General features: G+C 49.2%; 16 protein-coding genes, 2 tRNA genes and 2 pseudogenes. 9 read left to right on the top strand and 11 right to left on the bottom strand.

Annotation, left to right across the window (positions count from 1 at the left end):
• Positions 1-13 precede the first annotated feature (13 nt).
• Positions 14-658, top strand: a complete 645-nt coding sequence (gene purN / locus AOV_RS02450) for a phosphoribosylglycinamide formyltransferase (protein WP_075139484.1) — start codon at positions 14-16, stop codon at positions 656-658.
• 8 nt (positions 659-666) lie between these two features.
• Here purN and AOV_RS02445 read toward each other — a convergent pair whose 3' ends face one another.
• The 4 genes from AOV_RS02445 to AOV_RS05270 are packed head-to-tail and all read right to left on the bottom strand — an operon-like array spanning position 667 to position 2,360.
• On the bottom strand, positions 667-1,671 hold the full coding sequence (locus tag AOV_RS02445; protein WP_117374428.1) for a hypothetical protein: 1,005 nt from the start codon (positions 1,669-1,671) through the stop codon (positions 667-669).
• Positions 1,672-1,684: 13 nt separating this feature from the next.
• On the bottom strand, positions 1,685-1,825 hold the full coding sequence (locus tag AOV_RS05315) for a hypothetical protein (protein WP_158543032.1): 141 nt from the start codon (positions 1,823-1,825) through the stop codon (positions 1,685-1,687).
• 17 nt (positions 1,826-1,842) lie between these two features.
• Complete coding sequence (locus AOV_RS02440) at positions 1,843-2,199, bottom strand: hypothetical protein (protein ID WP_147314699.1); 357 nt, start codon at positions 2,197-2,199, stop codon at positions 1,843-1,845.
• Positions 2,175-2,360 carry a hypothetical protein gene (locus tag AOV_RS05270; protein ID WP_147314698.1) on the bottom strand — a complete coding sequence of 62 codons (186 nt, stop codon included), beginning with the start codon at positions 2,358-2,360 and terminating at the stop codon, positions 2,175-2,177. The genes AOV_RS02440 and AOV_RS05270 overlap by 25 nt, the downstream gene beginning before the upstream one ends.
• A gap of 568 nt (positions 2,361-2,928) precedes the next feature.
• Between AOV_RS05270 and AOV_RS02435 the strand changes: the two are divergent.
• Positions 2,929-4,062 (top strand): annotated as a pseudogene (locus tag AOV_RS02435) (leucyl aminopeptidase); the annotation flags it as partial.
• On the opposite strand, the gene AOV_RS05490 reads toward AOV_RS02435, so the two are convergent.
• From AOV_RS05490 to AOV_RS02425, 3 genes are all read right to left on the bottom strand, one after another.
• The gene (locus AOV_RS05490; protein ID WP_267896387.1) at positions 4,050-4,172 is read right to left on the bottom strand and encodes a hypothetical protein; all 123 of its coding nucleotides are present in this window, start codon (positions 4,170-4,172) and stop codon (positions 4,050-4,052) included. The pseudogene AOV_RS02435 and the gene AOV_RS05490 overlap by 13 nt on opposite strands.
• 140 nt (positions 4,173-4,312) lie before the next feature.
• A complete protein-coding gene (locus AOV_RS02430; protein WP_147314697.1) occupies positions 4,313-5,266 on the bottom strand; it encodes a hypothetical protein in 954 nt (317 codons plus the stop codon).
• A 580-nt stretch (positions 5,267-5,846) separates the two neighbouring features.
• Positions 5,847-6,452: an RlmE family RNA methyltransferase gene (locus tag AOV_RS02425; RefSeq protein WP_075138989.1), complete on the bottom strand. Its 606-nt coding sequence runs from the start codon at positions 6,450-6,452 to the stop codon at positions 5,847-5,849.
• A 287-nt stretch (positions 6,453-6,739) separates the two neighbouring features.
• On the opposite strand from AOV_RS02425, the gene AOV_RS02420 reads away from it, so the two are divergent.
• Positions 6,740-6,814: transfer RNA gene (locus AOV_RS02420), tRNA-Pro, on the top strand.
• Between the two features lie 110 nt (positions 6,815-6,924).
• Here the strand turns inward: AOV_RS02420 and AOV_RS05405 are convergent.
• Together AOV_RS05405 and AOV_RS05400 are read right to left on the bottom strand one after the other, a co-directional pair.
• Positions 6,925-7,419 carry a magnesium transporter gene (locus AOV_RS05405; RefSeq protein WP_233497226.1) on the bottom strand — a complete coding sequence of 165 codons (495 nt, stop codon included), beginning with the start codon at positions 7,417-7,419 and terminating at the stop codon, positions 6,925-6,927.
• Positions 7,420-7,456: 37 nt separating this feature from the next.
• Complete coding sequence (locus AOV_RS05400; protein ID WP_233497225.1) at positions 7,457-8,272, bottom strand: magnesium transporter MgtE N-terminal domain-containing protein; 816 nt, start codon at positions 8,270-8,272, stop codon at positions 7,457-7,459.
• 322 nt (positions 8,273-8,594) lie between these two features.
• Here AOV_RS05400 and AOV_RS02405 point away from each other — a divergent pair.
• The 6 genes and pseudogenes from AOV_RS02405 to truA all read left to right on the top strand — a co-directional run bounded on the left by AOV_RS02405 (position 8,595) and on the right by truA (position 13,129).
• Positions 8,595-8,677 (top strand) — tRNA-Leu (locus AOV_RS02405).
• A 114-nt stretch (positions 8,678-8,791) separates the two neighbouring features.
• Positions 8,792-10,213, top strand: coding sequence for a F0F1 ATP synthase subunit beta (atpD, locus tag AOV_RS02400; protein ID WP_410518153.1), 1,422 nt, complete (start codon positions 8,792-8,794; stop codon positions 10,211-10,213).
• Between the two features lie 75 nt (positions 10,214-10,288).
• Positions 10,289-10,675 (top strand): hypothetical protein, encoded by a 387-nt coding sequence (locus tag AOV_RS02395; RefSeq protein WP_075138985.1) that lies wholly within the window; start codon positions 10,289-10,291, stop codon positions 10,673-10,675.
• A pseudogene (gene fsa, locus AOV_RS02390) lies at positions 10,672-11,330 on the top strand (fructose-6-phosphate aldolase). Before AOV_RS02395 ends, fsa begins: the two are co-directional and overlap by 4 nt.
• Positions 11,331-11,492: 162 nt before the next feature.
• Complete coding sequence (locus tag AOV_RS02385; RefSeq protein ID WP_075138983.1) at positions 11,493-12,389, top strand: aspartate carbamoyltransferase catalytic subunit; 897 nt, start codon at positions 11,493-11,495, stop codon at positions 12,387-12,389.
• Positions 12,386-13,129 carry a tRNA pseudouridine(38-40) synthase TruA gene (gene truA, locus AOV_RS02380; RefSeq protein WP_075138982.1) on the top strand — a complete coding sequence of 248 codons (744 nt, stop codon included), beginning with the start codon at positions 12,386-12,388 and terminating at the stop codon, positions 13,127-13,129. The genes AOV_RS02385 and truA overlap by 4 nt, the downstream gene beginning before the upstream one ends.
• A gap of 52 nt (positions 13,130-13,181) precedes the next feature.
• Here truA and AOV_RS02375 read toward each other — a convergent pair whose 3' ends face one another.
• On the bottom strand, positions 13,182-13,616 hold the full coding sequence (locus tag AOV_RS02375) for a hypothetical protein (RefSeq protein ID WP_075138981.1): 435 nt from the start codon (positions 13,614-13,616) through the stop codon (positions 13,182-13,184).
• Positions 13,617-13,669: 53 nt separating this feature from the next.
• Positions 13,670-15,211, bottom strand: a complete 1,542-nt coding sequence (locus tag AOV_RS02370; protein ID WP_233497224.1) for a lysine--tRNA ligase — start codon at positions 15,209-15,211, stop codon at positions 13,670-13,672.
• Positions 15,212-15,240 lie beyond the last annotated feature (29 nt).

The raw sequence follows: 15,240 nt of genomic DNA, 5'->3' as shown, positions 1-15,240 counted from the left end.
GCGGGGTAGCCGCATGGCAGGGGCAGACCGTCTTAAGCTTGGCGTGTTGATCTCCGGCAGGGGGTCAAACATGGCAGTCTTAGCTCGGGCATGTCTAGATGACGGGTTCCCTGCAGTTGTGGAGTGTGTTATATCAAACAACCCCAAAGCTGCGGGGCTCTCTATTGCCAACAACTACGGGCTACGCTCGTTCGTCGTCGAGAGGAAGCCTCTAGATGTTGAGCGAATTGATCAAGTTTTGACGGATCACAAGGTAGACTTGGTGTGCTTGGCAGGTTTTATGAGCATACTAGAGGGGGGATTCGTTCAAAAATGGCATCGCAAAATGATAAACATACACCCATCTCTGCTGCCAGCATTCAAAGGTATGCGGGCACAAGAACAGGCCTTGAGAGCCGGGGTTAAAGTTACTGGGTGTACTGTGCATTATGTTTATCCGGAGCTGGATGCCGGACCGATAATAATGCAGGCGGCAGTACCAGTTTTGAGCAACGACAGCGTAGAAAGCCTTGCGAACAGGATACTGGCTGCGGAGCATGTGTGCTACCCTGAGGCAGTACGGCTTATATCTCTAGGCAAAATAAGGCTAGGCAGCGATGACGTAGTTGAGGCAAACGACGGCAGTAAGTTGTTTCTTTTTCCCGCCAGTATTTCATAGTTGCCCCCCTATCTTGCTCTTGACTGTTGCGCCACGGTAGCAACATTACCAACAACAGGCTCCCAATCTTGAGCACTAGCAATAGCCTGGTAAAGATCAGCACCAGCCTCGAGGAAATCTTTTTCTCCCGCAAGAGACTTCATCACATCAGAGTTGGAAGTACTAGCCTTGGCAATTTTAGCAGCAGCACCCTCCTTAGCCCCGACCCTGACACTATCCTTAGCACCGGTACCAATAGTTACAGCCGCAGCCTTAGCAACAGGCACCCAATCTTCCTCATTAGCAATCCCAACACCCTGACACTTTTCCTGTTTTGGTGGCTTAGAAGTACTCTGTTCAGGTTCAACATCTGGAGCAATCTCACCAATCTCAGCAGGTGCATAAGCGAGCTGACCAGCCTTAACAGCATCCTTGATTGCACCAGCTTTACGTCTACACACATAGGCAGCTGCAGCACTGGCATAGAACGCACAAGAGACTACAGCTATAGCAATTACAGGAGCAGCAGCACCAGTACTTACACTAGTCACAGCAACAGCAACACAAACCACAGCCATGACTAGTTTCATAGTTGGGCCACCAACAGGTGGAGCATTAAGCCACTTTATTTTACTAACCTGCTGTGGTTTATAGTTTTCTATGACATCATATTCTGTATTATCCTTCTTACTCCCTGCTACAACAATCTCCTTCATGGATATCACAGGAATCTTAGCATTCTTAGCAGCATCCTTTATGGCACTGGGATCTACCTCAACCATGACCTTGGCAACACCAGAATTGGTAGCAACCTGAGCTACGACCTTACTGGGCCCAATCTCAACAGTACTCCTACAGCAACAACAGGCACAAGTAATCACAGCAACGGTCCCAGCAAAGAGTAGAGCACCACAGCAACCACAGCACCAGAGCAGACAACATAGCCCCGATACACCAGCAGCACCTGTTAGCAGTCCCAGAATCTCAGCACCTGAGGACCTAGAGCCCAGCCACACTAGCCACCCAATCAGCACCTAGAGCCTACAATCACCCGGCCACCAACACTACCAGGCCACTACAGTGCAGCAGCTGAGCAGCCTCAGCAGCAGCAGCCTGAGCCTCTAGAGTCTGAGCGGCAGCCTGAGCGACATTCCCAGCCACAGAACCCAGGACAGACCACCACAGCACCTGTTACCAGTAGAATCTCACCACCCTGACCACTGAGCACCAGCAACCTTGACACCAGCCTTGGCACTATCCTTAGCGACCCTGACACTATCCTTAGCAACCTTGACACCAGCCTTCGCAGCAGCACCCTCCTTAGTTACCAGCATCTCAACAGCAACCTTACCACCCTCAGCAGCACTAGCAATTTTCCCATAATTTATTTTTCCAGCTATAGGAGTTATAGGAGTAAGAACAGGTTGTAATGATTGTACAGTGACTAATCCTTCTTCCTTTACTTGTATAACTTGCTTACAAGATCTATATAAATCCCTTATAGATACTCCAGTTACTGCTAAATATGCTACTGCAGCTACTGCTGATATAGCACCAGCCACAGCAATAGCAGACCACCACCAGCCAGAGCAATTGCACATATTACTGCTACTGCACATAGTAGCTTGCCTATATTCAGCAGTACCCCAGATATCGCATGAGCTCTGTTTGCTACTGCGATACGATGTGCAAGTGCTTTTCCTGTTTTTGCGCTGGAACTCAATTTTACTCCTCCTTGCGGAGATGCTGGCATATGGTTTATGCGTAGCTCTGTTTGCTGGGTGTTTATAGGCCTTAGCGGGATAATTATCCCGCTAAGGCCTATAACGCGGGGTATTTCACGTGTAAGTAGGGTCTACCTCCCCAGTCCTAGTGTACAATGACACTACATAACAACTTATTAATAATATGAATATATTAAGGAGTCTGTGCGTGCAATGGTTGGGAGGCGCACATAGCACCCACTGCAACCTTAACTTTTCTCCTTGTTGTAGACGCTTTTAATGATTACCTTTTTATCCCATGTAGCGCTGGTGGGAGGACTTTTAGGTTTTTGGGTAGGGTGGTTTAGCAATCACAAGAGTGCAGGGGTAGAACATTGCATGAGTATAGTGCATATGGGTGTTACCACCCTTAGCATCACCTCAGTCTGAGGCAAGCCCGCCTACTACTCAGTATAGCACTTGAGTCACAGCACCAGTCTTTATCTTCACTGGCAACCACACCAACACTAGTTACAGCAACAACACGCTACGTAATGTGGTTATATCTCACCTAGCGGCTCAGAGCTCGGAGTGGCTTACGGGGCTTTCTTACGCAGTTTCAAGTTTGACCAATATTTTCACAGCAAGAGGTCTGACCATGTGTCCACGGTTCAGGAGATCAACGTGTTGGTTTCCGGGGACGCGGAGTCTGCAAAGAAATCTTTTGATGCGCTTAGGAAAGCGGAAGGAGAGTCAGTATTTTTCGTGCGCTCGCTTGTGTCAGAGCCTGCAAATATTTTGTACCCAGAAGAATATGCGGCACGAATTCAGAAGGAGCTAACTCCGCTCGGGGTTGAGGTAGAAGTGCTTGACGAGAAGCGCATGGAAGACGAGGGCATGATGGCCCTTCTCGGAGTTGGGCAGGGCAGCACTAAAGAGTCAAGATTGGTCGTGATGAAATACACTGGGGCACCTGGTGGTGGGGCTCCGCTGGCGTTTGTGGGCAAGGGCGTGACTTTTGACACTGGGGGCGTATCGCTCAAGCCTGCAAAGGGTATGTGGAGCATGAAGTATGACATGGGCGGCTCTGCTGTTGTTGTCGGGTTGATGAGGACTTTAGCCGCAAGAAAAGCGAAGGTAAACGCAGTTGGTGTGGTAGGGCTGGTTGAGAATGCTGTTGGTGGAAATGCCCAGCGTCCTGGTGACATTGTCACTTCCATGTCTGGACAGACCATAGAGGTTTTAAATACAGACGCGGAGGGCAGGCTAGTCTTGGCCGATGCTCTGTGGTACACGCAGAAGGTGTTCTCTCCGAAGTTCATTGTTGACCTAGCGACTTTGACTGGAGCAATAACCGTTGCGTTGGGGGAGAACCAGTATGCAGGACTCTTTTCCAACAATGATTCCCTGGCTGAGCAGCTTACAAAAGCTGGTGAGGAAGTTAATGAGAAGCTTTGGCGCATGCCCATGGGAGATGCTTACGACAAGATGATAGATTCCCCAGCAGCGGATGTGCAAAATATTTCCACCAAGGGACGTGGGGCTGACAGCATAACTGCCGCGCAGTTCTTGCAGCGCTTTGTAAATGAGGTACCTTGGGCACATTTGGACATTGCCGGTGTTGCTTGGGATGACGATGGGTCTGCTGTGTGCGCTAAAGGGGCAACTGGGTTTGGTGTGATGCTGCTCAATAGGTTTGTATCAAAGTATCACGAAAAGTGAGGCGGGGTAGCCGCATCCTTGAGCGCGACACCAGCACTACCAGCCAGAGCATCCTTGATCGCACCAATCTCAGTTCTTGGATTGCTGGGCTGGGTAACCACTACCATCACCGTACCAGCAGTCTGACCATTAGCACCTTATTTCGAACTTTGTTGCGTGCTCAGAACGGGTTCTCACTCTATACTCAGTACAGCATGGCACTACGGGCTACACCGCTGTTCGCGAGCCCCAGCGTGTGTTCTAATAATGACTAGCTAGGCGATAGGTGCCATGTCCTCCCCCCCCCGAGGGGTTGAGCTTCTTCTACATATGTAGAGGGTCCTCCGCTTCCTGGTGAGGAGTTATCCACCACATTAGCAGGGCATGTCCCAGTGTGTTGCTGGTCTTCATCGTCAAACGTGTGGCAAGTTGCCGCTTCGCTAGAGGCAGTAAGTGTAGTGGTTGTGCCATTAGTCACACTAGTACCAGTCTCTGCAGTAGTGGTACCGGTTTCATTAGTAGTCAAACCCACAGCTTCGTTAACAACGCCGGCGGTGGCACCTTCAGCGGCCCCAGTAGCTCCCTCCGCAGTGCTGGCTGCTTTAGAAATTACATCAGCCCCCGTGCCGCCACAAATAGTGGCCTGCTGACGTTGCTGTCCTATGGCGGATGTACCCTGCGTTATACTATTGACAACATCTAGCACGCTACTGCTTGCAGTTAGACCTCGTGCGGTCAAACCTTGTTTCACACTTTCTAGAACAGCTGACGTCTTAGGGTGCTGCTGCTGCAACGTTGCCGCGTCCATTTCACCGGTGCTAACCTGTGACAAGGCTTCAGCCGATTGCTGCAGTCGTTGCACCATCTCTTCAACCATGGCATCCACGGCTTTTCTTACAAGTTCGTTGGTACTTGCGTTGTTCGGCAGACAAACACCCACGTCTTTCAGCCTTTTTTTTACTGCATCGGCGATGCTACTGGTATCAATAATTCCTTTTACGCCGCTTAGTAGTGCTGGGGCACTGGCTGGTTGCTCGGGTGATGAGAGCTTTCCCTGTTCCCTTTCTACTTCGGCGCTTTCCTCTTCGCGATCCTTTTCTTTACTTTCAGTACCGCGCTCAGCCTCTTGCTTATCCTCCCAAGCGGCAGAAAACGCCGACTCTAACAGCACTCCAATTCCAATACTCACGCTAGCGGCTATAAAGTATAATAGACCCACCAACATATCCATCACCTCCCAATTTCCCCATACACTTTCTTGATAACAGCGCTGCGTGGGGGGGGGGGGATGTGTGCCACGCCAACAAGGCACGCACAAAGTACTACAATTCAATGGAAAGCACACCAGACCCACTACACGCACGTACGCGTCGCATACGTTGTATCATAAACACAACGTTCACGCAAACGCTGGGTTGAAAAGTGAGGCAAATTTTCCGGTGCAAAGCCGATTCCGTACACAACAATATAGTGTCAGTGCGATTATAAACTGTGCTTTGTAAAGTGCGACGTGACTGGAAGTGTAGGCATCATGGTTGTTTGGGGTTAGGGAGGGGAGATGCTATCTACAGGTGAGGTGTGCAGTTGTCCCCTTTATACGTTATCGGTACTGGAGTTGCGATGGGGGCTAGGTCAGCTTGAGTGATGCTATACATATAGGTGCGCATAACCTGCTTATACGTGTTCATCTACGAGAGGTAAAGGCGATGAAAAATGCTGAAAGCCAGCCCCACTGTGCACATGTACGGTGTTGGCATCTGTGCGGCGTGCTATTGTACTGCGGTTTTGATTCGGTAGTTCGTCATCTAACGTTCGGATGGCGCATCTTCGAGGTCACCGTAAGGGTACCCCGGGTTTTTGAACTTCGTTCCCACTAAGTATATTTCAGAAGATTCGCTTCTGCTGGATTTTGGTTTGAAATATGTTACTGACTCAAAATAATACTGCAGCGACCTGCGAAATTCCTGTTCGTATTCCCCTTGCAGGATTTTAGTCACAAAACTCCCGCCCGGGCGCAAGAACTCCACTGCCAGATCCAGAGCCGTTTCGCACAGATTTATGATGTTGGCATGGTCAACTTGCCGATGTCCGCAGGATTTTGGAGACATGTCTGATAGCACAACATCAAACCTCCTATCCTGTAGCGCCTCGCGCAGTAACTCTGGTGAGTGTTCTATATCACACTGCACAAAGTCAACATTAGGAATGCGCTCCATGGGAGCCATGTCTACGGCTACTACATGCGCCTTGCCACCTTCCGCAACCCGTTCCGCTGCAACCTGAGACCAACCTCCAGGGTATGCACCGAGGTCTAACACACGTCTGCCGCGCCGCAAGAGTTTAAACTTGCCATCGATGTCTATAAGCTTATATGCCGAACGAGACCTATAACCGTGCCTTTTTGCCAACATAACGTACGGGTCGTTAATTTGCCTACGTATCCAGCTTGTAGAAGAAATCTTCCGACCCTTTGCAGTTTTAACGTTAACTATATCAATAACCTTGGGCTAACAAACACTGTGTACTTGAGATAATAAGAAATTTACATACAGTGGTGAAGAAATATCTTAGACTTCACGCTGGTGAAGTGTTTATCCTGACGGATATGTCCTAACCAACACGAGCTTTGGGCTATCTATATCCCCGTTATCGGGCATATTGACACTAACTGCAATATACTGTACCCTAGCCGGATCTCTCGGGTGTGGCGCAGCCTGGTAGCGCACTTGGTTTGGGGCCAAGGGGTCGGGAGTTCGAATCTCTCCACCCCGACGCTGCATGGCGCTTCAAGATTCCTATACTCTAGTTCAGTGCAGGTGACCGGCGCTTTTAGTGGACAGTTGCGGTTGGCAAACAGGCTGGCACGTGCGTGCTTCTGTATAGCTACATTAGGAAGACTGTAGCGAGGCCCAGGAATATGAGAAACGCTATTATGTCGCTCGCTGCACATACTATTATTGATGATGACACTGCTGGATCTGCACCAAAGAAGTGCAACAGCATAGGAACCGCCGCCCCGGAAAAGGTGGCAATGGAGAAGGTTATAATCATTGAGGCGACAAATAATACCTCTATCGATGTATTGTGAAACCTTATTATAATGGCAACAGAGGCTATGGCAGCCAGTATTGCTCCATTGACAAAGCCCACACACAGTTCCTTGAAGAGCAGCCTGCGTGAGTTTCTATATGTCAACTGCTTTGTCGCCAAAGCGCGTATGGTTACGGTCAAGGCTTGTAACCCCGAGTTTCCACTCATAGACGCTATCATCGGCATTATAATAGATAGCGCGATAAAACTCCTTATCGTCTCGCTGAACCAGCCTATAACTATGGAACTGGCAGATGAAGTCAATAAATTGACTAGCAACCACGGCAATCTTTTCACCACTGTGCTTATAGTGGAAGAGGTAACATCACCATCTTGATACCATACCCATGTGTAGGACGTCCTCTTCCGCTTCTTGATGCACTACATTAATTATGTCATACACCAAGATCGAGCCAATGATGCGCCCGTCTTTGTTGACTACGGGTGCGGACAGCAGCGAATACTGGCGAAATATTTCAGATACCTCCTCTTGCTTCGCTCCCGGCCTGATGATTTTAATATCAGTGTTCATCAGCTGCCTTACCATGCTATTCCTTTTGGCACGTATTATGTCGTCTAGAGCCAATATTCCTACAGGCTGCAGCTGAGGGTTTATCACGAAAATCTCGTGAAACTTCTTGTTAGGTCTGGCATGGTTGCACAAAAAATCGACCAATTGTTCCACATTCCAATATTCGGGTACAACAGTTATGTCTTTATAGATAAGCCTACCAGCACTCTTTTCTGGGTATGAAAGCAGCTCTCTTATCAGCGTACCTTGGGATTCTGGTAGTAGATCTATAATCGCGTTCTGGTATTCTTCGTCTAAGTCTTCGATAATTTCGACAATATCCCCACTCTCTAGTCCACTCACCAGGAGTGCGGTCTTTTCCGTTCCCAGAGTTTTGATCACTTCCTTGCGCAACCCCGGCACGAGATGTAGCAAGATCTCTGGTATAAGGCCGTCTCTAACGTATCCTAGTAACTCTCTGCGGTGATTTGGGGTTGACGTCAACAGGAAATAGGCAAGCTGTACTCCATCTACCCGGTCTATGACTTCCTTGATGTCCGAGGACCTACCTTCCTCTACCGCGCTGATAAGAAAGTCGCTAGTTTGTTTATCCAGCAGATGGTAAGACATAACGCGCGCGACAACTTCAACTGACTGACAAGAAACAACGCAGGCGTACTCCTAGCATATTTTTACCGTCTTGTATATCTTGAAATTGTTTTTGCAATTCATTTTGTAGAAGGGCCACAGATTAGACAAGTTGATTGCATTTAGGCACTTTGAGCCGCGCACAATGCGGATATTGCACATCTACAAGCTGCATGTAAAGTATAATCTTGGTCACGGTGGGAGAATAAAGTGCCAGATAGTACCTGCAGATTGGTTTGTAGATGACTCTCTATTAAGGATTGACTTGCGTAAAATAGATTGTAGTATCTAGTTCGGTGATGCGGCCCTTATGGCGGAATGGTAGACGCGGTAGACTCAAAATCTACTGCCCGTGAGGGTGTGCTGGTTCGAGTCCGGCTAAGGGCACGTAAGGCTCCTTGGTGATCCGCGGCGTGCTGGCCTGGCTGGGGTGCTGCTTCTGGATGGGTTGTTGGGGTACTAATGAAAGGAAAGGTTGCTCAGAAACGTGCGGCTGCCGGTATGTCTGGTGTTGGCGAAGTTGTCAGGGTGATGCCCGCTGTAGTTGATGTTGAGTTCCCTCATGGTGGTGTGCCGGAGGTCTTAGGTGCCCTGGAGAGTGAGCTAGAATATACTGGTGAAAAACTGGTGCTAGAAGTTGCTCAGCACTTAGGTGATAGTGTGGTCAGATGTGTGGCCATGGGAAGCACCGATGGCCTGTCAAGGGGAGACAAGTTTATCAGCACTGGGAACCAGATGATGGCTCCGGTTGGCAGAGGTACTCTGGGCAGGGTTTTTGATGTTTTGGGCAGGCCAATAGATGGTTTGGGGAGTGTTAGTTCCGATGTAGAGTTCCGCCCTATTCACGCGAAGGCTCCCAGCCTGTCTGAACAGCGAGTCGCTGCAGAAGTGCTCGTTACGGGTATTAAGGTTGTAGACTTGCTGGCCCCCTACCTGAAGGGTGGTAAAGTTGGGCTGTTTGGGGGGGCCGGCGTTGGGAAGACTGTGCTGATTATGGAACTGATCAGCAATGTTGCAAGGGCCCACAAGGGATTTTCAGTTTTTGCGGGTGTTGGTGAACGTACCCGTGAGGGTAACGACTTATACCGTGAAATGGTAGAATCTGGAGTTATTAGCAGGGACGAGCCAGGAAAATCTCAGGCTGTTTTGGTTTATGGACAGATGAATGAACCTCCTGGGGCCAGAATGAGAGTAGCCCTTACCGCTTTGACGATGGCGGAATATTTCCGTGATGCTGAAGGGCAGGATGTTCTGTTCTTCGTAGATAACGTGTTTAGGTTTACGCAATCCGGTTCGGAAGTGTCTGCGCTTTTGGGCCGTATTCCCTCTGCGGTTGGCTACCAGCCCACTCTTGCTGCTGAAATGGGTGCTATGCAGGAGCGGATTACCTCTACCAATATCGGGTCTATTACCTCGGTTCAGGCTATATATGTCCCTGCGGATGATCTGACAGACCCCGCGCCTGCCACATCCTTTGCGCACCTGGATTCAACCACGGTATTGTCTAGGCAGATTTCAGAGTTGGGTATATACCCCGCAGTGGACCCGCTTGAGTCTACCTCTCAGGCCTTGGCGCCGGAGGTCGTTGGTAATGAGCATTATGAAGTTGCTCAGGAGGTCAAGCGTATATTACAAACGTACAAGTCTCTGCAGGATATTATTGCCATTCTTGGTATGGACGAGTTGTCTCAGGAGGATAAACTGCTGGTTGCAAGAGCAAGGAAGATTCAGCGGTTTTTGTCCCAGCCATTTCACGTGGCGGAGGTGTTTACTGGGCATCCAGGGAGCTTTGTATCACTTGAGGATACAGTGCGTAGCTTCAAGGGGTTGGTGGAAGGAAAGTACGATGATCTGCCGGAGGCGGCCTTTTACATGGTTGGTGGTATAGACGATGCGGTGAAGAAAGCTGCATCTCTGAAATGACGGCCGGCTGGGCTTGCGGTGTGCGAGCTTTGTGGTATGGTTTCGTAAGTGTTGTGCGCTAGTTGTTGAGTTGCCATGGAATGTTTTGGTGTTGAGTTTGTTTCTCCGGAGCGCAAGCTCACTTTTGTGGATGTGTGCTCCTTGTCTGCGCGCACTCCCACCGGGGCGCTGATGGTAATGGCGCATCACGAGCGGGCCGTTATGGATTTGCTGCCGGGCGGGGTTGTACTAAGAGACGTAAGTAGCGTTGTTGATATTATAGTGGTATCCAATGCTGTAATGAGCATTAGAGACAATGTCTGCAATATAATGGCCGATATGATCGTGCTGTCTAAAGATTGTGCTGAGGAAAAGCTTCGGAGCGTGAAGGATGCTATAGAAAAGGCAGCGCTCGATGGCGGGCTTCTTGGCGAGCTTGCCCGGGTTGACTTGGAGTTTATTAATAAGGTATTGGAAGGGTGAAGATATTTTTGGACACTGTGGATACGGGGTCCATGTCTGTTCTATGCAAGACTGGTATTGTTGATGGCGTAACCACCAACCCTTTGTTGCTGTCTCGGGTTGAGAAGCCTAGTAGAGAGTTGTTGACGGAGATATGCCGGCTGGTAACCGGGCCTGTGAGTGTCGAAGTAATTGCTACTGACGCCGATGGTATGGTCAATGAAGGTCTGCAGTTGGCTAAGATTGCGGAAAATGTTGTGGTGAAATTACCCATGACTTTTGACGGCATATGCGCCTGCAAAACTTTATCCAGCGTTCATAAGGTGAAGGTGAACGTTACCCTATGCTTTTCAGTCACCCAAGCAATATTGGCGGCCAAGGCCGGTGCGTACTTTGTTTCTCCCTTTATGGGTAGGATTGACGATCTAGGCGGCAGCGGAGCCTCTTTGATTGAGGATATAAGCTGTGTGTATTCACAGTATGGCTTTGCCACTCAGATTTTGGCCGCGTCTGTGAGGAGCCCAATGCATGTGGTTGAAGCTGCCAAGGCCGGAGCAGATATAGTTACCGTCCCCGTGGCAGTATTCAAGCAGCTTTTTTTGCATCCGCTCACTGATCGGGTTTGGAAGACTTTTTGAAAGCGTGGGGTGATTCCGGCAAGAGTTATCTCGCTTAACAGCGGCCAACCGTGTGTCTGTATTTCGGTCTGAGAATTGTTGATGTTGCCCGGTTCTGGCTGTGAGCGCTAAAAAGGGCCGGCCGGGCCCTCGATAATTTCTTTATTTTCGCTTTCAAATGATGTTAAATTCACCCGTCACGACTGAATACGTGTTGTTTTATGGGAAGCTTGAAGAAGCTGCTACGGGTTTCGGACTTGAGTGATAAGGATGTGGAAAATCTGCTCCTCTTAGCGAACAAATATATGGCGCAGGAGGCCAGTGATGAGGTATTGCGGGGAAAGGTTATAGTGAATCTTTTCTTTGAGGGTTCCACTCGCACCCTACTTGCATTTGAGATTGCGGAAAAGGCTTTGGGTGCCATATCTGTAACGCTAAACGTTGCCATGTCCTCAATGTGCAAGGGTGAAAGCATATCAGACACCATATCCACCATGGTCGCTATGGGGACTGACTTGGTAGTTGTGCGCTGTGATCAGAGTTGCCTAGTTGATGAAATTGCCAAAAGGGCGGGTGACTGTTGCGTCATTAACGCTGGTGACGGCCATCACGAGCACCCCACTCAAGCCGTTACTGACTATGCCACGATATGCTCCCTGAAAGGTGGTAAGGTTCGCGGGTTGGAGATTGCTATATGCGGAGATGTGTTTCACAGTAGAGTTGCGCGGTCAAACATAAGGTTGCTGTCCAGGTATGGTGCGAACATCAGGGTAGTGACCCCAACGTTTGTGGCTCATGTGCCGGATGGGGTGTCATTGGTGACGCACAGCTTGGAAGAGGGCATTGAAGGGGCGGATGTCATAATGCTTCTGAGAATACAGAGAGAGCGCATGACTAGTGGGGATTTTATGCTCGATAAAGAATACTCTCGTCTTTACATGTTGGACAAGAAACGATTGTCTCTGGCAAAGGATGACGTGATCGTCATGCACCCGGGTCCGATGAACAGGGGTGTTGAGATTTCTGACGAGGTGGCTGATAACCACTCGTCTGTGCTGCTTCAGGTTAAAATGGGGGCGGCCGTACGCAAGGCTATTCTGCACTACATGTTGGGATGAGGTACCGAGCTGTTGTTGAGTATGACGGCACCGCTTTTATAGGGTGGCAGCGCCAAAAGAGTGCGGTAGGAAAGTCAGTACAGGAATCGGTTGAGGGTGCTATATATCGTCTCTCCCAGCAATATGTGACGGTTTTTGCCGCAGGAAGGACGGATGCCGGTGTGCACGCTCTTGGCCAAGTTATACATTTTGACCTGAACACCTCGCTGCAAGATTATGTAATAAAAAATGCACTTAATCACTATTTGCGATCTGATATGGTCTCTATTCTCTCGCTGGAAGCGGCTGAAGAGAGTTTTCATGCCAGGTTTTCGGCCAAAAAGCGGCACTATATGTACAAGATTGTGAATAGAGATGCGCCTCCGTGCCTGGATCGTCTTCGAGTATGGCACATACCCAAGCGGTTAGACGTATCCTGTATGCAAGAGGCTGCAAGCTACATGGTTGGCGAAAAAAAGGACTTTGCGAGTTTTCGCGCGAAGGAATGCCAATCCAAATCTTCTGTGCGCACGGTAGATAGAATCGAGTGCGTTAAGGACGGGAGCAACATACTCGTGCATGTATCTGCAAAGTCTTTTCTACATAAGCAAGTCAGAATTATCGTGGGCACGCTGGTTCAATGTGGGAGCGGGGCATTTCCCCCATCTTACGTTTTGGAGATACTAGAGCGCAAGAGCAGGGCAGCAGCTGGGGCGACCGCGCCCCCACACGGACTATATCTGGTATTGGTGGAATACTAAAACGTACCCCCAACCGATAGCCTGCACCAAAAGTGCGAAACTCGCTTATGGGCTATTTCTTCTTGCTGTTAAACGGAAACTTGCTAAACACACCCTCGATCCTACGCCAAGCCCCGTCATTCACTCCGGTGATTGGTGTGCCTGCACTCTCAATCTGTGGTAAATGCTCCATAGGCGTGTTAAGCCGCTCAATGTCAGAAACTGTTCCGTTGTCTCCGTCGAAAGATATCTTCAAAACAGTGCAGCTGTACTTTCTGACAACAGATGCAGCAACCCCGCGAACCTCGCAGGAAGGGTATAGCCACGCGCCTCCATCGATTATTACAGGCGACCCGAGCAGCCTTACGACCCCTTGCTTCTGTTCACCTACTTTGACTTCATCCCAGAACTGCACGCCCGCATTTGGGTATCCATGATATTGTACAGACGAAAAAAAACATCCGCTCAGGGAAAGCGCAGCGCAGCATATAGTGAAAAACCTCAACATCACAACAAACTCCGGAGAACAGACCGCCAGAATAGCACCCACATTTTGCCGTGTCAATTGCTACTATCCGCAGAAGTGGCCCTTTCGATGAGCTCTATTGTGTTGCCAACTCCGTAAAGCTTCACGAATGACCCAAATCTTGGACCGTCACTTTGCCCAAGCAACACCTCGTATAGCATTTTGAACCACTCTCTCAGGTTATCTGGCAAATATTTTTTACCAACGGCGAACACATGGTTTTGTATGTCAGCAGAAGTGTCAGCATCCCCCACCGTTGCTAGAGTTTTTGCTAAGTCCAAAAGCATGCCCCGCTCATTTTCATTAGGGACCCTGTATGATCTATTTGGCATTACAAACGTGCGGTAGTAAACCACGGCACAACTCACCAACTTACTGAGAGTAACAGTATCGGCTCTAGAATCAATATCGCCTCTATAGCGTCTTATTAACTTCCACAACATTTGCTCATCTTCTGCGTTACACGCAGAGGCTATGTTTATTAGTAGACAGAACGTCAATTCACATAGCTCGATGTTCGGAACCTTGCCGTTGTGTATGTGCCAGACGGGATTATCCGCGGTGGGAGCGCGGTTATATTCCTGAACCAGGGATAAGTAATCGTCAACAAACTTTGGGACTACATCAAAGCACAAGCGCTTCGCCCTTTTTGGGTTTTGGAACACATATAGCGCCAGGCTCTCGTAAGGGGCGCAGGCTAGCCATTCCTCGACGGAAAGCCCGTTCCCCTTGGATTTGGAAATCTTCTTGCCGTCTCTATCGAGGAACAGCTCATACGGGAACAAAACTGGAGGGGTTTTACCTAAAATTTTACACACTTCAGAGGATGGCTTCACTGAGGGAGTTAGATCTTTCCCATGTGCCTCATAACGTACATCAAACGCCGCCCATCTCATGCCCCAGTCTGCCTTCCATTGCAGCTTGCAGCGCCCGCCAGTTACAGGTGTTTCGACAAGATTCCCATTACTATCTTCATAAAAAATCGTTCCGCTGGCGACATCTGTTTTTACTACAGGAACCTGCAAAACCTTCAGCGTTTCAGGACAGATAGGCAAGAATGGACTGTAGGTTTTTTGGCGCTCTTCCCCAACAGTGGCAAGCAGCACCTTGGCTGCCCTATCATAATTTTGCAATAGCTTGAGTAATACGGAATCATACACTCCAGACTTATAACACTCGGTAGCGCTTTTAAATTCGTATTCAACTCCAAACCTGTCGAGGAACTCACAAAATATGTGGTTCATATGGTGCCCATAGCTCTGATGGGTGCCGAATGGATCAGGAATAGATGTTAAGGGTCTACCCAAACATTCAGCGACCATTTCGTGTTGCGGAATGTTTTCTGGGACCTTGCGCAATCCATCCATGTCGTCCGAAAACGCTAGGATCTTAGTTGAAGTGTTTGGCGAAATCTCACGCAATGCGTTGGCCACAAATGTTGTTCGCACAGCCTCGCCCAGAGTTCCAATGTGCGGCAACCCGGAGGGCCCGTACCCGACAGACAAGACCACTTCTCGTTCTTCACCAAACGCTTGTAGGATTCTTTCTGCTTCTTTGAAGGGCCAGGAACTGTGCACCGCTGTTTCTCGTGAAATAATATCGGGAT

Source organism: Anaplasma ovis str. Haibei (genome assembly GCF_002214625.1).
Taxonomy (GTDB): Bacteria; Pseudomonadota; Alphaproteobacteria; order Rickettsiales; family Anaplasmataceae; genus Anaplasma; species Anaplasma ovis.
This window is presented reverse-complemented; position numbering and strand designations above follow the sequence as displayed.